Genomic DNA, 16754 nt, shown 5'->3' on the forward strand with positions numbered 1-16754 from the left:
TATGGTGGATCGCGTGGGAGTCACGTACACGGCATCAGAGCGTCTGGCACGCATCGTCCTCGACCGGCCCGAGGCCGGCAACGCCCTCGACCTGGCGATGGCCCGGCAGCTGCGCGACCGGCTCGAGCGCGCCCTCGGCGACCCCTATGTCGACATCATCGTCCTGACCGCCAACGGGCCCGACTTCTGCGTCGGCTCCGACACGACCGAGGCCGAGCAGGCCGACGACCCGACCACCGCGGTCTTCGAGCTGGCGGCGGCCCTCGAGGAGCTCTTCGCGATGCTCAACTCCTCGAGCAAGCTCGTCCTCGTCGGCGTCCACGGTCGGGCCATGGGCTCCGGCCTCGGCCTCGTGCTCGCCGGCGACCTCGCCTTCTGCAGCAACGACGCGAGCTTCCGGGTCTCGCCGCAGGGCGGCACCGGGGCACCCGACCCGGGGCTGGCCTGGCTGCTGCCCCGCGCCATCGGGCAGCAGCGCGCCCTCGCCTTCGGGCTCGGCGGTCGCACGCTCGACGCGTCGACGGCCGACGACTGGGGCATCGCCGAGATCGCCCCGGACGGGGACGTGCCCGCGGCGCTGAAGGACGCCGCCGACAACCTCGGCGGCAAGCACCTGTGGGCCAACTCGGAGATGCGGCGTCTGCTGCACGCGTCGTGGGAGACCTCGCGCACCGAGCTCTCGCAGTCCGAGGCCGTGACCCTCGTGCGCGCCCTGCTCATGCGCAACAAGGGCTGAGCGTGTCCGAGCCGGGCAAGCCCCGGCGTCCGCTCCACTTCGGGCCGGACGCCATGGAGGCGCACGGCGGCACCCTGCCCGACCCCGCCGAGACGGCCGAGGCCGCGCACGCCGCCGCGCGCACCGTGGTCGACGCCGGTCGTGGCGATGCCTCCCCGGCCACGACCGACCGGCTCGTGCGCCTCGTCGACGACCTGGGCATCGACACCCTCGCCCAGCTGTGGGCCGGCCGTCCCGCCCGCAGCCTGCCGGGCGCGCTGTGGCGGGTCTACGTCCTGCGCACCTGGATCCAGCGCGCCCCCGAGGTCGCTGCCCGCGAGTACGGGGCCGGGCTGGCGGTCGCGGAGGTGAGCCACGCGATCGCCGGTGTGGTCGACCCGCCGCGTGCGGGCGAGGTGCGCGAGCTGTCCGACCGCATCCTCTCCGGCGTGTTCGACGGCGACCTCGCCGTGGCGCTGGAGCGCGCCGCGGCCTTCTGCCGGGTGGTCGCGACCGGCAGGGCCCACCTCGAGGACGGCGACCTCGTCGCGGCCGCGTCGATGGTGACGACCGCCGAGGACCTCGAGGCGTGCGCGCGGTTGTGGCGGCGCGACGCGCTGCACTGATCGGCTGCCTATCCCGAGATCGGCCGGCGCGCGACTCCAGCGGGCACTGTGCAGATGTGGTTCACCAACTGTTCACCGTTTGCGAGCCGACCGGACACCGGGGCTACCTACCTTCGGGACGTACGACCACGGCGGTCGCGGCGGGCTGCCCTCGTCGCGCGTCCGTGTCCCACCCCTCCAGAGAGGTTCGACAGACGTGATTCGCTCCACCCGCAGCCGCAAGGTCCTGACCGCCACCGCTGCTCTTGCACTCTCGTTCTCGATGGCCGCGTGTGGCGCGGGCAACGAGGGCGGCAACGACTCCTCCGGCTCCAGCGAGGGCGAAGGCTCCTCCGCCGCCGGCTCGATCAAGGGCGCCGGCGCCAGCTCCATGGAGAAGGCCCAGAACGAGTGGATCGCCAAGTTCACCGAGGAGGCCCCCGACGCCACCGTCGAGTACGCCCCCGACGGCTCCGGCACCGGCCGTGAGAAGTTCATCAACGGCGCCGTGGACTTCGCCGGCACCGACTCGGCCATGGACGACGAGGAGATGGCCTCCGCCAAGGACAAGGGCTGCACCGGCGAGACCATCCAGTTCCCGGTCTACGTCTCGCCGATCGCCGTCGCCTACAACCTCAAGGGCGTCGACAGCCTCAACCTCAGCGCCGACGTCATCGCCGACATCTTCTCCGGCAAGATCAAGACGTGGGACGACCCGGCGATCGCGAAGGAGAACGAGGGCGTCGAGCTCCCCGACACCAAGATCACCCCGGTCAACCGCTCGGACGAGTCCGGCACCTCGAAGAACTTCTCCTCGTACCTGGCCGAGGCCGCCCCGGAGAACTGGAAGCACGAGCCCGAGGACGTCTGGCCCATCAAGGGTGGCGAGGCCGCCAAGGGCACGTCCGGTGTCGTCGACACCATCGGCGCGGGCGAGGGCAACATCGGCTACGCCGACGCCTCGCAGATCGGTGACCTCAAGGCCGCCAAGATCAAGGCCGGCGAGGAGTACATCGAGTACAGCCCCGAGGCCGCCGCCAAGATCCTCGAGAGCGCCAAGCGCGTCGACGAGGCGAGCAAGACCAACTACGCCGTCAAGCTCGACCGCGGCAACGCGGGCGAGGGCGTCTACCCGGTCGTCCTGGTCTCCTACGCCGTCGCCTGCACGGACTACGAGGACCCCGAGGTCGCGGGCACCGTCAAGTCCTACCTCGAGTACGCCGTGTCCGAGGACGGCCAGGCGGCCGCCTCCGAGGCGGCCGGTTCGGCCCCGCTGAGCGAGACCGCGTCCAAGAACGCCACCGACGCGCTGGGCCAGATCAAGACCGACTGACTAGCGTGACCCCAGGGTCGTCTCCGATCGGCCCTGTGGCTGCTGAGCAGTCACAGGGCCGATCGGTCTGTCGCCCCCACGTCTCACCCTCCCCCTGAAGGAAGCAGCAGGAGCTCGTGACCAGCACCTCCGTGGACCAGAACTCGTCCAGCCTGACGTCAGGCCGGCGCTATGGGGACAGCATCTTCAGTGCGCTGTCCTTCTCCGCCGGCATCGTGATCCTCGCCGTCCTCGTCGGCGTCACGGCCTTCCTGTTCTTCGGCGCCAAGGACGCGATCGTCGCCGACCCGAGCGAGGTCCGCGGTGGCAACGGCCTGATCAGCTACGTCGGGCCACTGATCTTCGGCACCCTGCTCTCATCGGTCATCGCCCTGCTCATCGCGCTGCCGCTGTCGGTCGGCATCGCGCTCTTCATCAGCCACTACGCGCCGCGGCGGCTCGCCGCGGGCCTGGGCTACGTCGTCGACCTCCTCGCGGCCGTGCCCTCGATCATCTTCGGCCTGTGGGGCATGCAGATCGCCGGCAGCGCCGTGCCGGTCTTCGAGTTCCTCTTCGACCAGCTGGGGTTCATCCCGCTCTTCTCCGGTGAGTCCGTCACCACCACCGGCCGCACGATGCTCATGATCGGCATCGTCCTGGCGATCATGATCCTGCCGATCATGACGGCCGTGAACCGCGAGGTCTTCCTCCAGACCCCGCGCCTGCACGAGGAGGCCTCGTTGGCCCTGGGTGCCACCCGCTGGGAGATGATCCGCCAGACGGTCATCCCCTTCGGCAAGTCCGGCGTCATCTCCGGCGCCATGCTCGGCCTCGGCCGCGCGCTCGGCGAGACGATGGCCGTCGCGATCATCCTCTCGGCGAGCGGCGGCGGTTACTCCTGGGAGCTGCTCACGTCGAACACGCCGGGCACCATCGCCGGTGACATCGCGCTGAACTTCCCCGAGTCCTTCGGTGTCGAGCGCAGCACCCTCTTCGTCTCGGGTCTCGCCCTCTTCGTCGTCACCTTCCTCGTCAACATGTTCGCCCGGTGGATCATCTCCCGCCGTTCCGAGTTCTCAGGAGCCAACTGATGACCACGACGACCCACGACGACGTCCACGCAGAGGGGCGCCTGGAGCAGCCCGTGCGCTGGGCGATCCTCGGCGGCTCGGCCGTCGCGGCCATCGCGCTCATGGCGGTCCTCGGGGCGCTCAACCCGCTGAGCGTCGTCCTCGTCGGCGCGCTCGTCTACTGCGTCGTCATCTACGTCGCGGCCCGGGCCGTCGAGGGTCCGCGGCACGCGACCGACCGGCTCGTCACCGGCGTCGTGACGACGACCTTCCTGCTGGCGATGATCCCGCTGCTGTCGGTGATCTGGACGATCCTGTCCAAGGGCCTCGACCGTCTCGACGTCGAGTTCTTCACCTTCTCCATGCGTGGCGTCGGTTCCGGCGAGATCGGTGGTGCGTACCACGCGATCATCGGCACGCTCATCACCACGGGCATCGCGACCCTCATCTCGGTGCCGATCGGGCTGTTCGCCGCGATCTACCTCACCGAGTACGGCAACAAGAGCCTCATCTCCCGGGGCCTGACCTTCTTCGTCGACGTCATGACGGGCATCCCGTCGATCGTCGCCGGACTGTTCGCGATCGGCCTGTTCACCTGGCTGCTCCAGGACGTCGCCTACCAGGCCGGCATCGTCGGTGCCGTCGCGCTCTCCGTGCTGATGATCCCGACCGTCGTGCGCTCGAGCGAGGAGATGCTGCGCCTGGTCCCCAACGAGCTGCGCGAGGCGAGCTACGCCCTGGGCGTCTCGAAGTGGCTGACGATCGTCAAGGTCGTCCTGCCGACGGCCGTCGCCGGCCTGGCCACGGGCATCACCCTGGCCATCGCCCGCGTCATGGGCGAGACCGCCCCGCTCCTCATCACCATGGGCGCGGCCAAGGCCGTGAACTTCAATCCCTTCGAGGGGTCGATGTCCGCGCTGCCGCTCTTCGCCTACAGCTCGTACGCGAACCCCGGCACCAACAAGGAGGACAGCCTGGCCGCCGCGTGGACCGCGGCCCTGGTCCTCATGGCGATCGTCATGCTGCTCAACGTCGTGGCCCGCCTCATCTCCAAGTTCTTCGCCCCCAAGACCGGTCGCTGACGGCCACCAGATAAGGATCCCACCGTGTCCAAGCGCATCGACGTCAAGAACCTCGACATCTACTACGGCGACTTCCTCGCCGTGAAGGACGTGTCCGTCACCATCGAGCCCCGCTCGGTGACCGCCCTCATCGGTCCCTCGGGCTGTGGCAAGTCGACCTTCCTCCGCTCGCTCAACCGGATGCACGAGGTCATCCCGGGTGCCCACGTCGACGGCGAGGTCATCGTCGACGGGGAGAACCTCTATGCCAAGGGCGTCGACCCGGTCATGGTCCGCCGCAAGGTCGGCATGGTCTTCCAGAAGCCCAACCCCTTCCCGACGATGTCGATCAAGGAGAACGTCCTCGCGGGCGTCAAGCTCAACAACAAGCTCATCAAGCGGTCGGACGCCGATGCGCTCGTGGAGTCCAGCCTGCGCGGCGCCAACCTGTGGAACGAGGTCAAGGACCGCCTCGACAAGCCCGGCTCCGGCCTGTCCGGCGGTCAGCAGCAGCGACTGTGCATCGCCCGCACCATCGCGGTCCGGCCCGAGGTCGTCCTCATGGACGAGCCCTGCTCGGCGCTCGACCCCATCTCCACGCTCGCGATCGAGGACCTGATCACCGAGCTCAAGGAGAACTACACGATCGTCATCGTGACGCACAACATGCAGCAGGCCGCGCGCGTGTCCGACCGGACCGGCTTCTTCAACATCGAGGGCACCGGCAAGCCGGGGCAGCTCGTCGAGTTCGACGACACGCAGAAGATCTTCAACAACCCGGGCCAGAAGGCGACCGAGGACTACATCTCCGGCCGCTTCGGGTGAGCGACCTCCCCTTCGTCACGAGGGGGAACGGCGACGGCCGGCGGACCCGACAGGGGGGATCCGCCGGCCGTTCGTCGTCTCCTCGCCCGGGTGGCGGGCTCAGACGCCGAACGCGCGGCTGAGCACCCACATGCACACGGCGGCCAGGGCTCCCGCGCCCGGGAAGGTGAAGATCCAGGCGCCGACGATGTTCTTGGCGACCCCCCACCGGACGGCCTTGAGGGACTTCGTCGCCCCGACGCCCATGATGGCCGAGGTGATCGCGTGGGTCGTCGAGATCGGTGCCCGGAGCATCGTCGCGACGTAGAGGATCGACGCCGCGGTGACCTCGGCGGCGAAGCCCTGCGGCGGGTCGAGGTGGATGATGCCGCGCCCGAGCGTGCGCATGATGCGCCACCCGCCGGCGTAGGTGCCGAGGGAGATGACGACGGCCGACATGACGAGGACCCACAGGGGGATGCTGTGGTCGCCGCCCGGCTGGTAGCCGGCGACGGTGAGGGCGAGGACGACGACTCCGGCCGTCTTGGCCGCGTCCTGCATGCCGTGGCCGAAGGCCATCGCGGCCGCCGAGGCGGTCTGGGCCATGCGGAAGCCGCGCTTGGTGCGCCCGGGGTGCGCGTCGTGGAAGATCCGCAGGATCACCTTCATGACGCAGAAGCCGAGGATGACGCCGACGACGGGTGAGATGAGCATCGGGATGATGACCTTCTCGAGGATGCCGGCCCACTTCACCGTGGCACCGGCTGCCAGCGCCGCGCCGCCGAGGCCGCCGATGAGGGCATGCGACGAGGACGAGGGGAGTCCGAACCACCAGGTGAGCAGGTTCCAGCCGATGGCGCCGAGCAGCGCCGCACCGCACAGGACGAGACCGAGGTGCCCGTCGGGGGCGTCGATGATGCCGTTGCCGACCGTCTCGGCGACCTTGGCGCCGAAGAAGGCGCCGAAGAGGTTGGCCACGGCCGCCATGGCGAGCGCGGCCCGCGGCGTGAGGGCCCGCGTCGAGACCGACGTCGCGATCGCGTTGGCGGCGTCGTGGAAGCCGTTGGTGTAGTTGAAGCCCATCGCCAGGAGGGTGACGAGCGCGACGGGGAGCCACTCCACGAGGGTCAGGACTCCTTGATGGCGATGGTCTCGACCCGGTGGGCGACGGTCTCGAAGGCGTCGGCCGCCTGCTCGAGCCGCTCGATGATGTCCTTGTGCTTGATCACCTCGATGGGATCGGTGACCGCGCCGCCGAAGAGGTCGCGCAGCAGCGTGCGGTGGATGACATCGCCCTCGTTCTCCAGGCGGTTGATCTCCACCCAGTACTCGGGCAGTTCCTTCATCGTGGCCAGCCGCGGCATGGTCTCGGCCGTGAGCGCGGCCATCCGCGTGATGACCTCGAGCTGCCGCGTGACGTCGGGCATGAGGCCGTCCATGCGGTAGAGCACGACCATCTGACCGACCTGCTCCAGGGCGTCGGTGCAGTCGTCGAGGGAGGCTGCGAGCTCGACGATGTCACCGTGGTCGAAGGGGGTGACGAAGCTCGAGTTGACCTTGTGGATGATGGCGTGGGTCGCCTCGTCCGCCTCGTGCTCGATGTCCTTGAGCCGAGGGAGGATCACCTCGCGCCCGGCGGCGTCGGAGGCCAGCAGCTCGGTGAGGACCTCTGCGGCGGCGACGGCCTGGTGGGCACTGTCGGCGAGGAGCTGGAAGAAGGCGTCGTCGCGGGAGGACGGTCGGAAGAAGCCCACGGGCGTCAGACTCCGGTTCATGGGGGGTGGAAAAAGGTCGCCCCTAGCGTAGGACCGACCGGCCACGTGCGCGTCATCGGCCGTTCATCCAGACAGACGAGGAGTGCACCGGGCCGGGAAGCGCCTCACGGCGCACGGCCGCTCGTGGCGGCGAATTTTGGGACCCGGGGCTACCGCGACCCGGTGCACTGCCCAAGGGTAACCGCGACGGGCGCCCTCGTGTTCCCGAGCGGGACGAAGGGGGCTCAGCCGCGGTCGAGCGGGTGGTGCCGCTCCGCGGCGATGATCCGGGCCTGCGGCCCGGTGCCGACGACGTGCGCGACGAGCGCCTCGCCCTTGGCCAGTCCCCGCGCGAGGACGTCGTCGATGACGGAGCGGGCGACGAGTCCCGGGGCGAAGGTGGGGTCGACCCGCTCGCGCAGCAGGCCCACGAGGTCCGGGAGCACCGGCCCGTGGCTGCACAGCGCCGCCGGCACCCCGCGCTCGAGGAGGCGGTCCAGGTGGTGCGCCGCGCGGCTCGGGTCCTGCGCGTGCCCCTCCTCGGAGAGGCCGGGCTTGAGCCGCAGCCTGCCGCCCGTCGCGGTGGCGTAGGGGGCGAGGGTCTCGCTCGCCCGGGTCGAGGGGCTGCTCACGAGCCGCTCGATGCCGAACCCGGCGAGCAGCGGCACGAGGTCTGCGGCCTGCTCGCGCCCGTGGTCGTCGAGCGGGCGCAGCCAGTCGCTGTCGTCCCAGGAGGACCGGGGGCGGGCCTTGGCATGCCGGAGCAGCGCGAGCGGCCACGTCGAGAGGTTGCCCGCGGCGTCCGCGGCGATGATGGCCTCGACCTGCGCACGGTCGCGGCCATAGGTCAGCCGGTCCCGGGCCCCGGTGGCCTCGAGCCAGGCGACCTCGTCGACCTCGTGGACGAGCCCGCCGTCGCCCCCGGTGACCTCGGCGGCCCAGTAGCGCACCTCCTTGACCGCGGGTGCGCTCCCGGAGACGACCGTGTACGTCGTCGTCGGCAGCGGGTGGCCGAGCCGGACGCGCAGGCCGGTCTCCTCGAGCGTCTCCCGCGCCGCGGCGACGGGGAAGGTCTCGCCCGGGTCGAGCTTGCCCTTGGCCCACGACCAGTCGTCGTAGCGCGGTCGGTGGACGAGGGCCAGCTCCAGCCGCCCACGACGACGCCGCCACGGCAGGGTCCCCGCGGCCAGGACGGTGGCCATCCTCAGCGCCGCGCCTTGCGGCGACGCCGGGCGTGCTGGGCGATCAGGGCGGCCTGGATGTCGGGCAGCGGGGTGCCGTCGGTGGCGAGGTGCACGCGCCGCCAGCGACCGTCGCCGTCGAGGGACCAGTGCGCGTAGTCGCCGGACATGCCGCGCTCGACGAGGTCGAAGACCTGCTCGACGTGGCGCGCCTCCTTGATCCGCACGAGCGCCTCGACGCGGCGGTCGAGGTTGCGGTGCATGAGGTCGGCCGAGCCGATCCACGCCTCGCGATCCGCGCCCGTGCCGAAGAGGAAGATCCGGGAGTGCTCGAGGAACCGGCCGAGCACGGAGTGCACGGTGATGTTCTCGCTGAGGCCGACGACGCCGGGTCGGATCGCGCAGATCCCGCGGACCCAGATGTCGACGCGCACGCCGGCACCGCTCGCCCGGTAGAGCGCGTCGATCGTCTTCTCGTCGACGAGCGAGTTGACCTTGAAGGCGACGTAGCCGTCACCGGTGCGGGCCTGGCGCTCGATCTCCCGCTCGACCCGCTCGAGCAGCCCGTCGCGGATGCTGCGCGGCGCGACGAGCAGCCGCTTGAACTTGCTGCGCGGCGCGAGCCCGGACAGCTGGTTGAACAACCGGGTGAGGTCCTGGCCGACCTCCGGGTCGGAGGTGAGCAGGCCGAAGTCCTCGTAGAGCCGCGCGGTCTTGGGGTTGTAGTTGCCGGTGCCGACGTGGCAGTACCTCTTGAGGCCGTCGGACTCCTGCCGGACGACGAGCGCCAGCTTGCAGTGGGTCTTCAGCCCGACGATGCCGTACACGACGTGCACGCCGGCGTGCTCGAGCTTGCGCGCCCACTCGATGTTGTTCTGCTCGTCGAAGCGCGCCTTGATCTCGACGACGGCGAGCACCTGCTTGCCGGCCTCGGCGGCGTCGATCAGCGCGTCGACGACGGGGCTGTCACCGCTCGTGCGGTAGAGCGTCTGCTTGATCGCGAGGACCTGCGGGTCGGCGGCGGCCTGCTCGATAAAGGCCTGCACCGACGTCGAGAAGGAGTCGTAGGGGTGCTGCAGCAGCACGTCCTGCTTGGCGATGCGGCCGATGAGGTTGGCGGCCTTGGAGGACTCGGCGGGGGCGAGGTCGGCGTTGGTCCGGGCGACGAAGGGGGGGTAGTGCAGGTCGGTCCGGTCGATGTCGGCGATCTCGTTGAGACCGCGCAGGTCGAGCGGGGCGGGGAGGCGGTAGACCTCGTCCTCGGTGACCCCGAGCTCGCGGGAGAGCAGCTCCATGACGTGGTCGTCGAGGTCCTCCTCGACCTCCAGGCGCACCGGCGGACCGAAGCGGCGTCGGGTCAGCTCCCTCTCGAGGGCGGCGAGCAGGTTCTCGGCGTCGTCCTCCTCGACCTCGAGGTCCTCGTTGCGGGTGACCCGGAAGGAGTAGTGCTCGTGGACCTCCATGCCCGGGAAGAGCTGGTCGAGGTGGGCGGCGATGACGTCCTCGAGCGGGACGAAGCGGGCCTCGAAGAGGTCAGCGGTCACCGACGCCCGGGCGCGGCGCACCTTGAGGAAGCGGGGGAGCGAGGGCGGCATCTTGATGCGCGCGAAGTGCTCCTTGCCCGTCTTGGGGTTGATGAGGATCACGGCGAGGTTGAGCGAGAGCCCCGAGATGTACGGGAAGGGGTGCGCCGGGTCGACCGCGAGCGGCGTGAGCACGGGGTAGATCTCGTCGCTGAAGAGCTCGCCCAGGCGCTCCTGCTCGGACGACTCGACCTCGCTCCAGCGCACGATGCTGATGCCCTCCTCCACGAGGGCCGGGCGCACGCTCTCGTCGAAGATGCGGGTCTGCATGCGTGTCAGGTCGTGCGCGATCCGCGAGATCTGCTCGAGCACCTCGCGCGGCTCGAGGCCGGAGGGGCTGCGCACCGCGATGCCGGTGGCGATGCGGCGCTTGAGCCCGGCCACGCGGACCATGAAGAACTCGTCGAGGTTGCTCGTGAAGATCGCGAGGAAGCGGGCGCGCTCGAGCAGCGGGACCTGCTCGTCCGCCGCGAGCTGGAGCACCCGCTCGTTGAACTGCAGCCAGCTGATCTCCCGGTCGAGGTACCGGTCGACGGGCAGGTCGAGGGCGTCGACGGTGTCCGGGTCCTCATCGTTGACCACCCGGACGAACCGGCCGTTGGAGCCCCGGGGCCGCAGCTCCGGGGTGGCGCCGGGGGAGGACGAGGTGATCGAGACGTCGCCGGTCGTCGGCCGCGGGGCGACCGCGGGGCGGGGTTGGGGGGAGGAGTCCGGCATGGCCGTCATCCTGCCACTGCGGTGTGAACCTCACGTGAATACATGACGTGCAGGGCGCTGCGGGTGAAACCGGCCCGTTCGTAGGTCGCCAGGGCGGGTGCGTTGTCGCCCTCGACGTACAGCTCGACCTCGCGCACGCCCCGTCGCGCGAGGTGCGCCAGGCCCAGGCGGGTGAGCGGTCCGGCGAGCCCGCGGCCGTGGTGGTCGGGGCGGATGCCGACGACGTAGACCTCGCCGACGTCGCCGTCGGGCGGGTCGACCTTGGTCCAGTGGAAGCCGATGATCTCGCCCGCCTCCTCGAGCAGGACGAGCCCGTCGGCGTCGAACCACGGCTGGGCCATGCGCTCCTGCAGGCCGGCGGTGTCGAGCGCCCCCTGCTCGGGGTGGTCGGCGAAGGCGGCGGCGTTGACGGCGAGCAGCTCCTCGTCGTCGGCCCCGGGCACGAAGGCGCGGTGCCGGACGCCGTCGGGCAGTGGCGGGTCCTGCTCGTCGCCGGGCTGCACGGGCCGGGCGAGGACGAGCAGCTCGCGCACGACGGCCAGGCCGAGCGAGGCGGCGAGAGCAGCGGCGCCGGGCAGGTTGCCGTGCGCCCACGGGCGCGCGTCCGGGCGACGCTCGAGGGCGGCGGTCAGGAGGGCGGTCCCGACCCCCTTCGCCCGCTCCTTCGGGGCCACGAAGGCCTCGACGGACCCGTCCGCGGCGATCGCCGCGTACCCGAGCACCCGTTCCCCGTCGGTCGCGAGGAGGTGCTCGCCCTCCCGCAGCAGGCCGAGGAGGAAGGCCTCGCTCAGCGGGGCCGTGCCGTCGGCGGTCGTCGCGGACCGGGCGAGGGCCCGGACCTGCTCCACGTGGTCCGGCTCGAGCCGGACGAAGGGAGTCACCGTCACCTTCACGAGATCACCTCTGCCTCTGCGTCGTCGTCCGGCTCCCGGGTGGGGACGAAGCGGTAGCCGACATTGCGCACGGTACCGATGAGTTGCTCGTGCTCGGCGCCGAGCTTGGCCCGCAGCCGGCGCACGTGCACGTCGACCGTGCGCGTGCCGCCGTAGTAGTCGTAGCCCCAGACCTCCTGCAGCAGCTGGGCGCGGGTGAAGACCCGGCCCGGGTGCTGGGCGAGGTGCTTGAGCAGCTCGAACTCCTTGTACGTGAGATCGAGCAGGCGCGACCCGAGCCGGGCGGAGTAGCTCGCCTCGTCGATGACCAGGTCGCCGGCGACGATCCGCTCGTCCGCCTCGTCCTCGTCCTCGGTGCGCGTCATCGCCAGGCGCAACCGGGCCTCGACCTCGGCCGGGCCGGCGCGGTCGAGGAGGATGTCGTCGACCGCCCACTCGGCGTTGACCGCGGTGAGCCCGCCCTCGGTGAGGATCGCGATGACCGGCATCGTCGTCCCGCTTGCCTGCAGCACCCGGCACAGGGAGCGCGCCTGGGCGAGCTCGGTGCGCGCGTCGACGAGGACGACGTCGACGCTCGGGGCGTCGATGACCGCGGAGGCCTGCGCCGGCAGCGTGCGCACCTGGTGCCCGAGCAGGCCCAGCGCCGGCAGCACCTCGGCGCTCGGCGCCAGGTCGTCCGTGAGGAGCAGGAGTCGGGCCATCGGCCTCAGAATATGCGGCGGGGGCCGATACCCTCGCCACGTGACCACCCCCGTGCCCGCCGAGCCACAGACCCGCGCCGCGCGCCGGCAGACGCTGCGCGCCGGGACCCGCCCCGCGGACGCAGGAGCACCGGTCGCCCGTCCCCGTCCCGTCGTGGCGGCCGCCACCGTCGTCACCGGGCTCGTCCTGTCAGCGGCTGCCGCGTCGGGGGAGCACCTCCTGTGGGTCGGGGTCCTCGTCGTCGCCGGTCTGGTCGTAGCGGTCGGCTGGCCGCGGCTGGTCGGGTCGCGCAGCCCCGGGGGTGCCGCGGTCGTCCTGGCCGTCACCGCCCTCGCGCTCGGTGTCGCGCTCGGCCTGCGGGACGCCGAGCCCTTCCTCGAGCACGTGCCCGCCGCGCTGGCCACCGGCATCATCGCCATGTGCCTGCACCCGCTCGTGCAGGCTTCTGCCCGGGTGGACCTCGCGCGCGCGCTCACGGGGACGGGGCTGGGCGTGCTCATCATCGGTGGCTCGGGCCTGATGCTCAGCACGACCTTCGCCGGTGACTCGGGTCCGCCCGTCGTCGTCGGCATCAGCGTGGCGGTCGCCGCGCTGGCGGACCTGGCGCTCGAGCGCCGCCGCACGAGCGCCTGGATGCTCCCGGTCGCGATGCTCGTCGGCGCGGTCGTCGGCGTGCTCGCCCACCTCGTGCTCGCGGGCGAGGTCGCCGCCTGGCCGGCGCTGCTCGGTGTGACGGCCAGCGGCACGGCGGTCGCCCTGCGGCGGGTGCTCGCGCAGCAGCCGGCCATCGACACCCTGCCCGGTGCGGCCGCGGCCGGCGTCAGCTCGGTCCTCGTCGTCGCGCCCCTGGTCCACCTCGTGGCCCGCCTGCCCCTCGGCTGACCCCTCTACGATGGGCGCGTGTTCACCCTCGACCCCACGATCCACCCGGACATCGCCCCCCTCGCCTGGCTCGTCGGCCGCTGGGAGGGCGCCGGTGTCCTCGGCTACCCGACGATCGAGTCGGCCCACTTCGGCCAGGAGGTCGTCGTCACCCACGACGGGCGGCCCTTCCTGAGGTGGGAGAGCCAGTCGTGGATCCTCGACGAGGAGGGCAACAAGCTGCGCCCCTCCGGCACCGAGCTCGGCTTCTGGCGTCCCGGGGGCGAAGGGGAGGCGGAGCTGCTCCTCGTGCACCCCACGGGCATCGTCGAGATGTACTACGGGACCGTGGAGCCCGGCCGCATCCACCTGCAGACCGACGGGGTCATCCGCAGCCCCCACGCCAAGGAGTACTCCGCGGCCAAGCGCATGTACGGCCTCGTGCAGTCCAACCTCATGTGGGTCATGGACATGGCCGCCATGGGCCAGCCCCTGACGAGCCACCTCTCGGCGGAGCTCAAGCGCATCGAGTGACCGCCGTGACCCTGCATTCCCCTAGGGCAATGCGCCAGGACGCTGCATTCCCCTAGGGCAATGCGCCAGGACCCTGCATTCCCCTAGGGCCATGCGCCAGGACGCTGCATTCCCCTCGGGCAATGCGCCAGGACCCTGCATTCCCCGAGGGCAATGCGCCAGGACCCTGCATTCCCCGAGGGCAATGCGCCAGGACCCTGCATTCCCCTAGGGCAATGCGCCAGGACCCTGCATTCCCCTAGGGCAATGCAGGGTCCTGGCGTCCCGCTGGCTAGGGCTGGTAGCTCTCCATGCGGTCGGTGCGCAGCGCATCGCTGAGCTCGCTCATGCCCTGCTCGTCGAGGACGTCGATCGACCCGCCGTTGGGGGCCGTGCCGTAGCCGCTGAAGGGCGCGGTGAGGAAGTGGATGTCGCTCCCGCGCACCGAGCGCATCTTGACGGCCTCGCTGCGGATCTTGTCGCCGGTGAGCGAGTTGTCGACGATCGTGTTGGACGTGCCGGCGTCGATCACCGCGTTGAGCTTGCTCGGGTTGAGCAGCACGCCCGGGGTGAGCGTCTTGGCCATGATCCCCTTGAGCCAGGCCTGCTGGCGCTGGCCGCGGGAGATGTCCCCCTCGGCGAGGGTCTTGCGCTCACGCACGTAGAGCAGGGCGCGCTCGCCGTCCAGGTCCACCGAGCCCTGGGGGAACTGCGGACTGGGCTGCGAGTTGTTCACCGTCACGCCCCCGAGGGCGTCGGTGAGGTTCTTGAACCCCTCGAAGTCGGTCTTGGCGACGTGGTCGACCTTCACGCCGACGAGGTCCTGGATCGTGCTGACGAGCAGCGGGGACTGGCCGTAGGCGTAGGCCGCGTTGATCTTGTCCTCGCCGCGCCCGGGGATCGGCACGTAGAGGTCGCGGGGGAAGTGGATGATCCAGACCTTGCCGCGGTCCTGGTCCACGTGGACCAGCTGGATCACGTCGGCGCGGCTCGCGGTCTCGCCGGGGCGCGCGTCGGACCCGATGAGCAGGTAGTTGGTGCCCTGGTCGGCGACCAGCTTCTTGCCCTTGCTCGTCTTGGTCTGCCCCGCCGCGCTGCCGAGGAGCGCCTCGTGCTTGAGGTTGCGGTCGACCTTGCTCGAGAGGAACCAGCCGTACCCGCCGACGCCGACGACGACGAGCAGCAGGAGGGCCAGCACCGACACGGCGATGCGCCTGCCGGGTCCCAGACGGCGGTGACGCCTGCGGTGCTCCCCCCTGGTCTCGTCGGCGGTCTCGTCCTGGCCGTCGTCGAACTCTTCGAGCATGGCGTCATCGTACGGGCCCGACGTCGGCGGTGCGGCCGGGCCGTAGATTGGTCCCATGGACGATCCGGGCGAGGTGCTGCGCCGCGCGGGCCTGCGGATGACCGACCAGCGTCGGCGGGTCCTCGACGTGCTCACCGTGCGCTCGCACCTCACGCCCGAGGTGATCGCGCAGGTGGTGGCCGAGGACGGGGGCCCGGCCCTGCCCCCTTCGACCATCTACCGCACCCTCGACGCGCTCGAGGGCGTCGGCCTCGTCGACCACACCCACTTGGACCACCGGGCCCCGACCTACCACCTCGCCGGGCACCACGGGCACCTCCACCTCGTCTGCCGGTCGTGCGCGCGGGTCGTCGAGGTCTCCCCGGGACTCGCTGCGTCCATGGTCGAGCAGCTCCGTACCGAGGTCGGCTTCGTGGCCGACCCGACCCACATGGCCATCCACGGCCGGTGCGCCGAGTGCGCACGAACCCCCGAAGGAGGGGCATGACCACCTCACCTCTGCTCCAGGCACCCGGCGCCGTCCCCGGCGACGGCATCGACGCCGGCGTCGCGGCCCACTACGGCGACCCGATGCGCGAGCAACGTCTCCTCGCCGAGGGGCTCGGCGTCGTCGACCTCTCCCACCGCGGGGTCATCACGGTGACCGGCCCCGACCGCCTCTCGTGGCTGCACTCCCTCACCTCGCAGCAGCTGACCGGGCTGCCGCCGCGCACCTCTGCCGAGTCGCTCGTCCTGACCCCCAAGGGCCACGTCGAGCACGCACTGCACCTCGTCGACGACGGCGAGACGACGTGGGTCACCGTCGAGCCCGGCACCGCGCCGGCGCTCGCGGCGTGGCTCGACGGGATGCGATTCATGCTCCGGGTCGAGGTCGCCGACGTGTCCGGCCAGTACGCCGTGCTCGGCGAGACCGTCGACCGCGAGGGCGACGAAGGGGAGCCCCCCACGTGGGTGGACCCGTGGCCCCGGGTCGTCGGGGACACCGCGACCTACGGCCCGCCGGCGGAGGAGCACCCGGGGCGGGACCGCCGCTGGCGCGAGGTGATCGTGCCCGCCGGCGAGCTGTCCACCGCGGTCGGCGACCGCGAGCTCGCAGGGACCTGGGCCGCCGAGGCCCTGCGCGTCGCCGCCTGGCGCCCGCGCCTCGGTGCGGAGACCGACCACCGGACCATCGCCCACGAGGTCGACTGGTTGCGCACCGCGGTGCACCTGCACAAGGGCTGCTACCGCGGCCAGGAGACGATCGCCCGGGTGCACAACCTCGGTCGGCCGCCCCGTCGTCTGGCCTTCCTCCACCTCGACGGGTCCGGCCACACGCTCCCCGAGATCGGCGCGGAGATCTCGTCGGGGGACAAGGTCGTCGGCCGCATCACCTCCCGCGCGCGCCACCACGACGACGGCCCCATCGCCCTCGCCGTGCTCAAGCGCAACACCGACGCCGAGGCCGAGCTGCTCGTCGCGCCCGACATCGCCGCGGCGCAGACCGAGATCGTCCCCCGCTGACGCGGGGGATCCCCCTTCGCGCCCGACCTGAACCCGCATTGCCCTAGGGGAATGCAGACCTGAACCCGCATTGCCCTAGGGGAATGCGAGTCCAGGTGGGAGGTGAGGTCGCTCACCTGTGCTGTCCAGGGCTTGCACGTGCTAACCATGGCAAGCACAATGGAGTCATGTCGA

The 16754-nt window shown here is 71.2% G+C and carries 17 protein-coding genes; 10 read left to right on the forward strand and 7 right to left on the reverse strand.

Going from position 1 to position 16754, the window contains the following annotated elements:
- Positions 1-13 precede the first annotated feature (13 nt).
- From ABC138_RS10250 to pstB, 6 genes are all read left to right on the forward strand, one after another.
- A complete protein-coding gene (locus ABC138_RS10250; RefSeq protein ID WP_169701991.1) occupies positions 14-736 on the forward strand; it encodes an enoyl-CoA hydratase/isomerase family protein in 723 nt (240 codons plus the stop codon).
- Between the two features lie 2 nt (positions 737-738).
- Positions 739-1341: a hypothetical protein gene (locus tag ABC138_RS10255; protein WP_082807650.1), complete on the forward strand. Its 603-nt coding sequence runs from the start codon at positions 739-741 to the stop codon at positions 1339-1341.
- Between the two features lie 196 nt (positions 1342-1537).
- Positions 1538-2653: a phosphate ABC transporter substrate-binding protein PstS gene (gene pstS, locus ABC138_RS10260; RefSeq protein ID WP_345913619.1), complete on the forward strand. Its 1116-nt coding sequence runs from the start codon at positions 1538-1540 to the stop codon at positions 2651-2653.
- Positions 2654-2769: 116 nt separating this feature from the next.
- A complete protein-coding gene (gene pstC, locus ABC138_RS10265; RefSeq protein WP_068424360.1) occupies positions 2770-3723 on the forward strand; it encodes a phosphate ABC transporter permease subunit PstC in 954 nt (317 codons plus the stop codon).
- Complete coding sequence (pstA, locus tag ABC138_RS10270; protein WP_068326967.1) at positions 3723-4784, forward strand: phosphate ABC transporter permease PstA; 1062 nt, start codon at positions 3723-3725, stop codon at positions 4782-4784. The genes pstC and pstA overlap by 1 nt, the downstream gene beginning before the upstream one ends.
- A gap of 24 nt (positions 4785-4808) precedes the next feature.
- Positions 4809-5588, forward strand: a complete 780-nt coding sequence (gene pstB, locus ABC138_RS10275; protein ID WP_345913620.1) for a phosphate ABC transporter ATP-binding protein PstB — start codon at positions 4809-4811, stop codon at positions 5586-5588.
- 99 nt (positions 5589-5687) lie between these two features.
- Here pstB and ABC138_RS10280 read toward each other — a convergent pair whose 3' ends face one another.
- The 6 genes from ABC138_RS10280 to ABC138_RS10305 all read right to left on the reverse strand — a co-directional run bounded on the left by ABC138_RS10280 (position 5688) and on the right by ABC138_RS10305 (position 12396).
- Positions 5688-6689 (reverse strand): inorganic phosphate transporter, encoded by a 1002-nt coding sequence (locus ABC138_RS10280; RefSeq protein ID WP_345913621.1) that lies wholly within the window; start codon positions 6687-6689, stop codon positions 5688-5690.
- A 5-nt stretch (positions 6690-6694) separates the two neighbouring features.
- Positions 6695-7321, reverse strand: coding sequence for a DUF47 family protein (locus tag ABC138_RS10285; RefSeq protein ID WP_068424363.1), 627 nt, complete (start codon positions 7319-7321; stop codon positions 6695-6697).
- Between the two features lie 245 nt (positions 7322-7566).
- Complete coding sequence (locus ABC138_RS10290) at positions 7567-8523, reverse strand: NUDIX hydrolase (protein ID WP_345913622.1); 957 nt, start codon at positions 8521-8523, stop codon at positions 7567-7569.
- Between the two features lie 2 nt (positions 8524-8525).
- The gene (locus ABC138_RS10295) at positions 8526-10802 is read right to left on the reverse strand and encodes an RNA degradosome polyphosphate kinase (protein WP_345913623.1); all 2277 of its coding nucleotides are present in this window, start codon (positions 10800-10802) and stop codon (positions 8526-8528) included.
- Positions 10803-10807: 5 nt separating this feature from the next.
- The gene (mshD, locus tag ABC138_RS10300; protein ID WP_345913624.1) at positions 10808-11695 is read right to left on the reverse strand and encodes a mycothiol synthase; all 888 of its coding nucleotides are present in this window, start codon (positions 11693-11695) and stop codon (positions 10808-10810) included.
- Positions 11692-12396, reverse strand: coding sequence for a response regulator transcription factor (locus tag ABC138_RS10305; protein WP_345913625.1), 705 nt, complete (start codon positions 12394-12396; stop codon positions 11692-11694). Before ABC138_RS10305 ends, mshD begins: the two co-directional genes overlap by 4 nt.
- 40 nt (positions 12397-12436) lie before the next feature.
- On the opposite strand from ABC138_RS10305, the gene ABC138_RS10310 reads away from it, so the two are divergent.
- Entirely contained in the window at positions 12437-13279 is an 843-nt protein-coding gene (locus tag ABC138_RS10310; RefSeq protein ID WP_345913626.1) for a hypothetical protein, read from the forward strand.
- 18 nt (positions 13280-13297) lie between these two features.
- Positions 13298-13792 carry an FABP family protein gene (locus tag ABC138_RS10315; protein WP_068326943.1) on the forward strand — a complete coding sequence of 165 codons (495 nt, stop codon included), beginning with the start codon at positions 13298-13300 and terminating at the stop codon, positions 13790-13792.
- A 271-nt stretch (positions 13793-14063) separates the two neighbouring features.
- Here the strand turns inward: ABC138_RS10315 and ABC138_RS10320 are convergent, their stop codons facing one another.
- Entirely contained in the window at positions 14064-15077 is a 1014-nt protein-coding gene (locus ABC138_RS10320; protein WP_345913627.1) for an LCP family protein, read from the reverse strand.
- Positions 15078-15132: 55 nt separating this feature from the next.
- Between ABC138_RS10320 and ABC138_RS10325 the strand changes: the two genes are divergently transcribed.
- Positions 15133-15564, forward strand: a complete 432-nt coding sequence (locus ABC138_RS10325) for a transcriptional repressor (protein ID WP_068326939.1) — start codon at positions 15133-15135, stop codon at positions 15562-15564.
- A complete protein-coding gene (locus tag ABC138_RS10330) occupies positions 15561-16580 on the forward strand; it encodes a folate-binding protein (RefSeq protein WP_345913628.1) in 1020 nt (339 codons plus the stop codon). The genes ABC138_RS10325 and ABC138_RS10330 overlap by 4 nt, the downstream gene beginning before the upstream one ends.
- Positions 16581-16754 lie beyond the last annotated feature (174 nt).

This window comes from Janibacter sp. LM (genome assembly GCF_039631275.1).
Taxonomy (GTDB): Bacteria; Actinomycetota; Actinomycetes; order Actinomycetales; family Dermatophilaceae; genus Janibacter; species Janibacter terrae.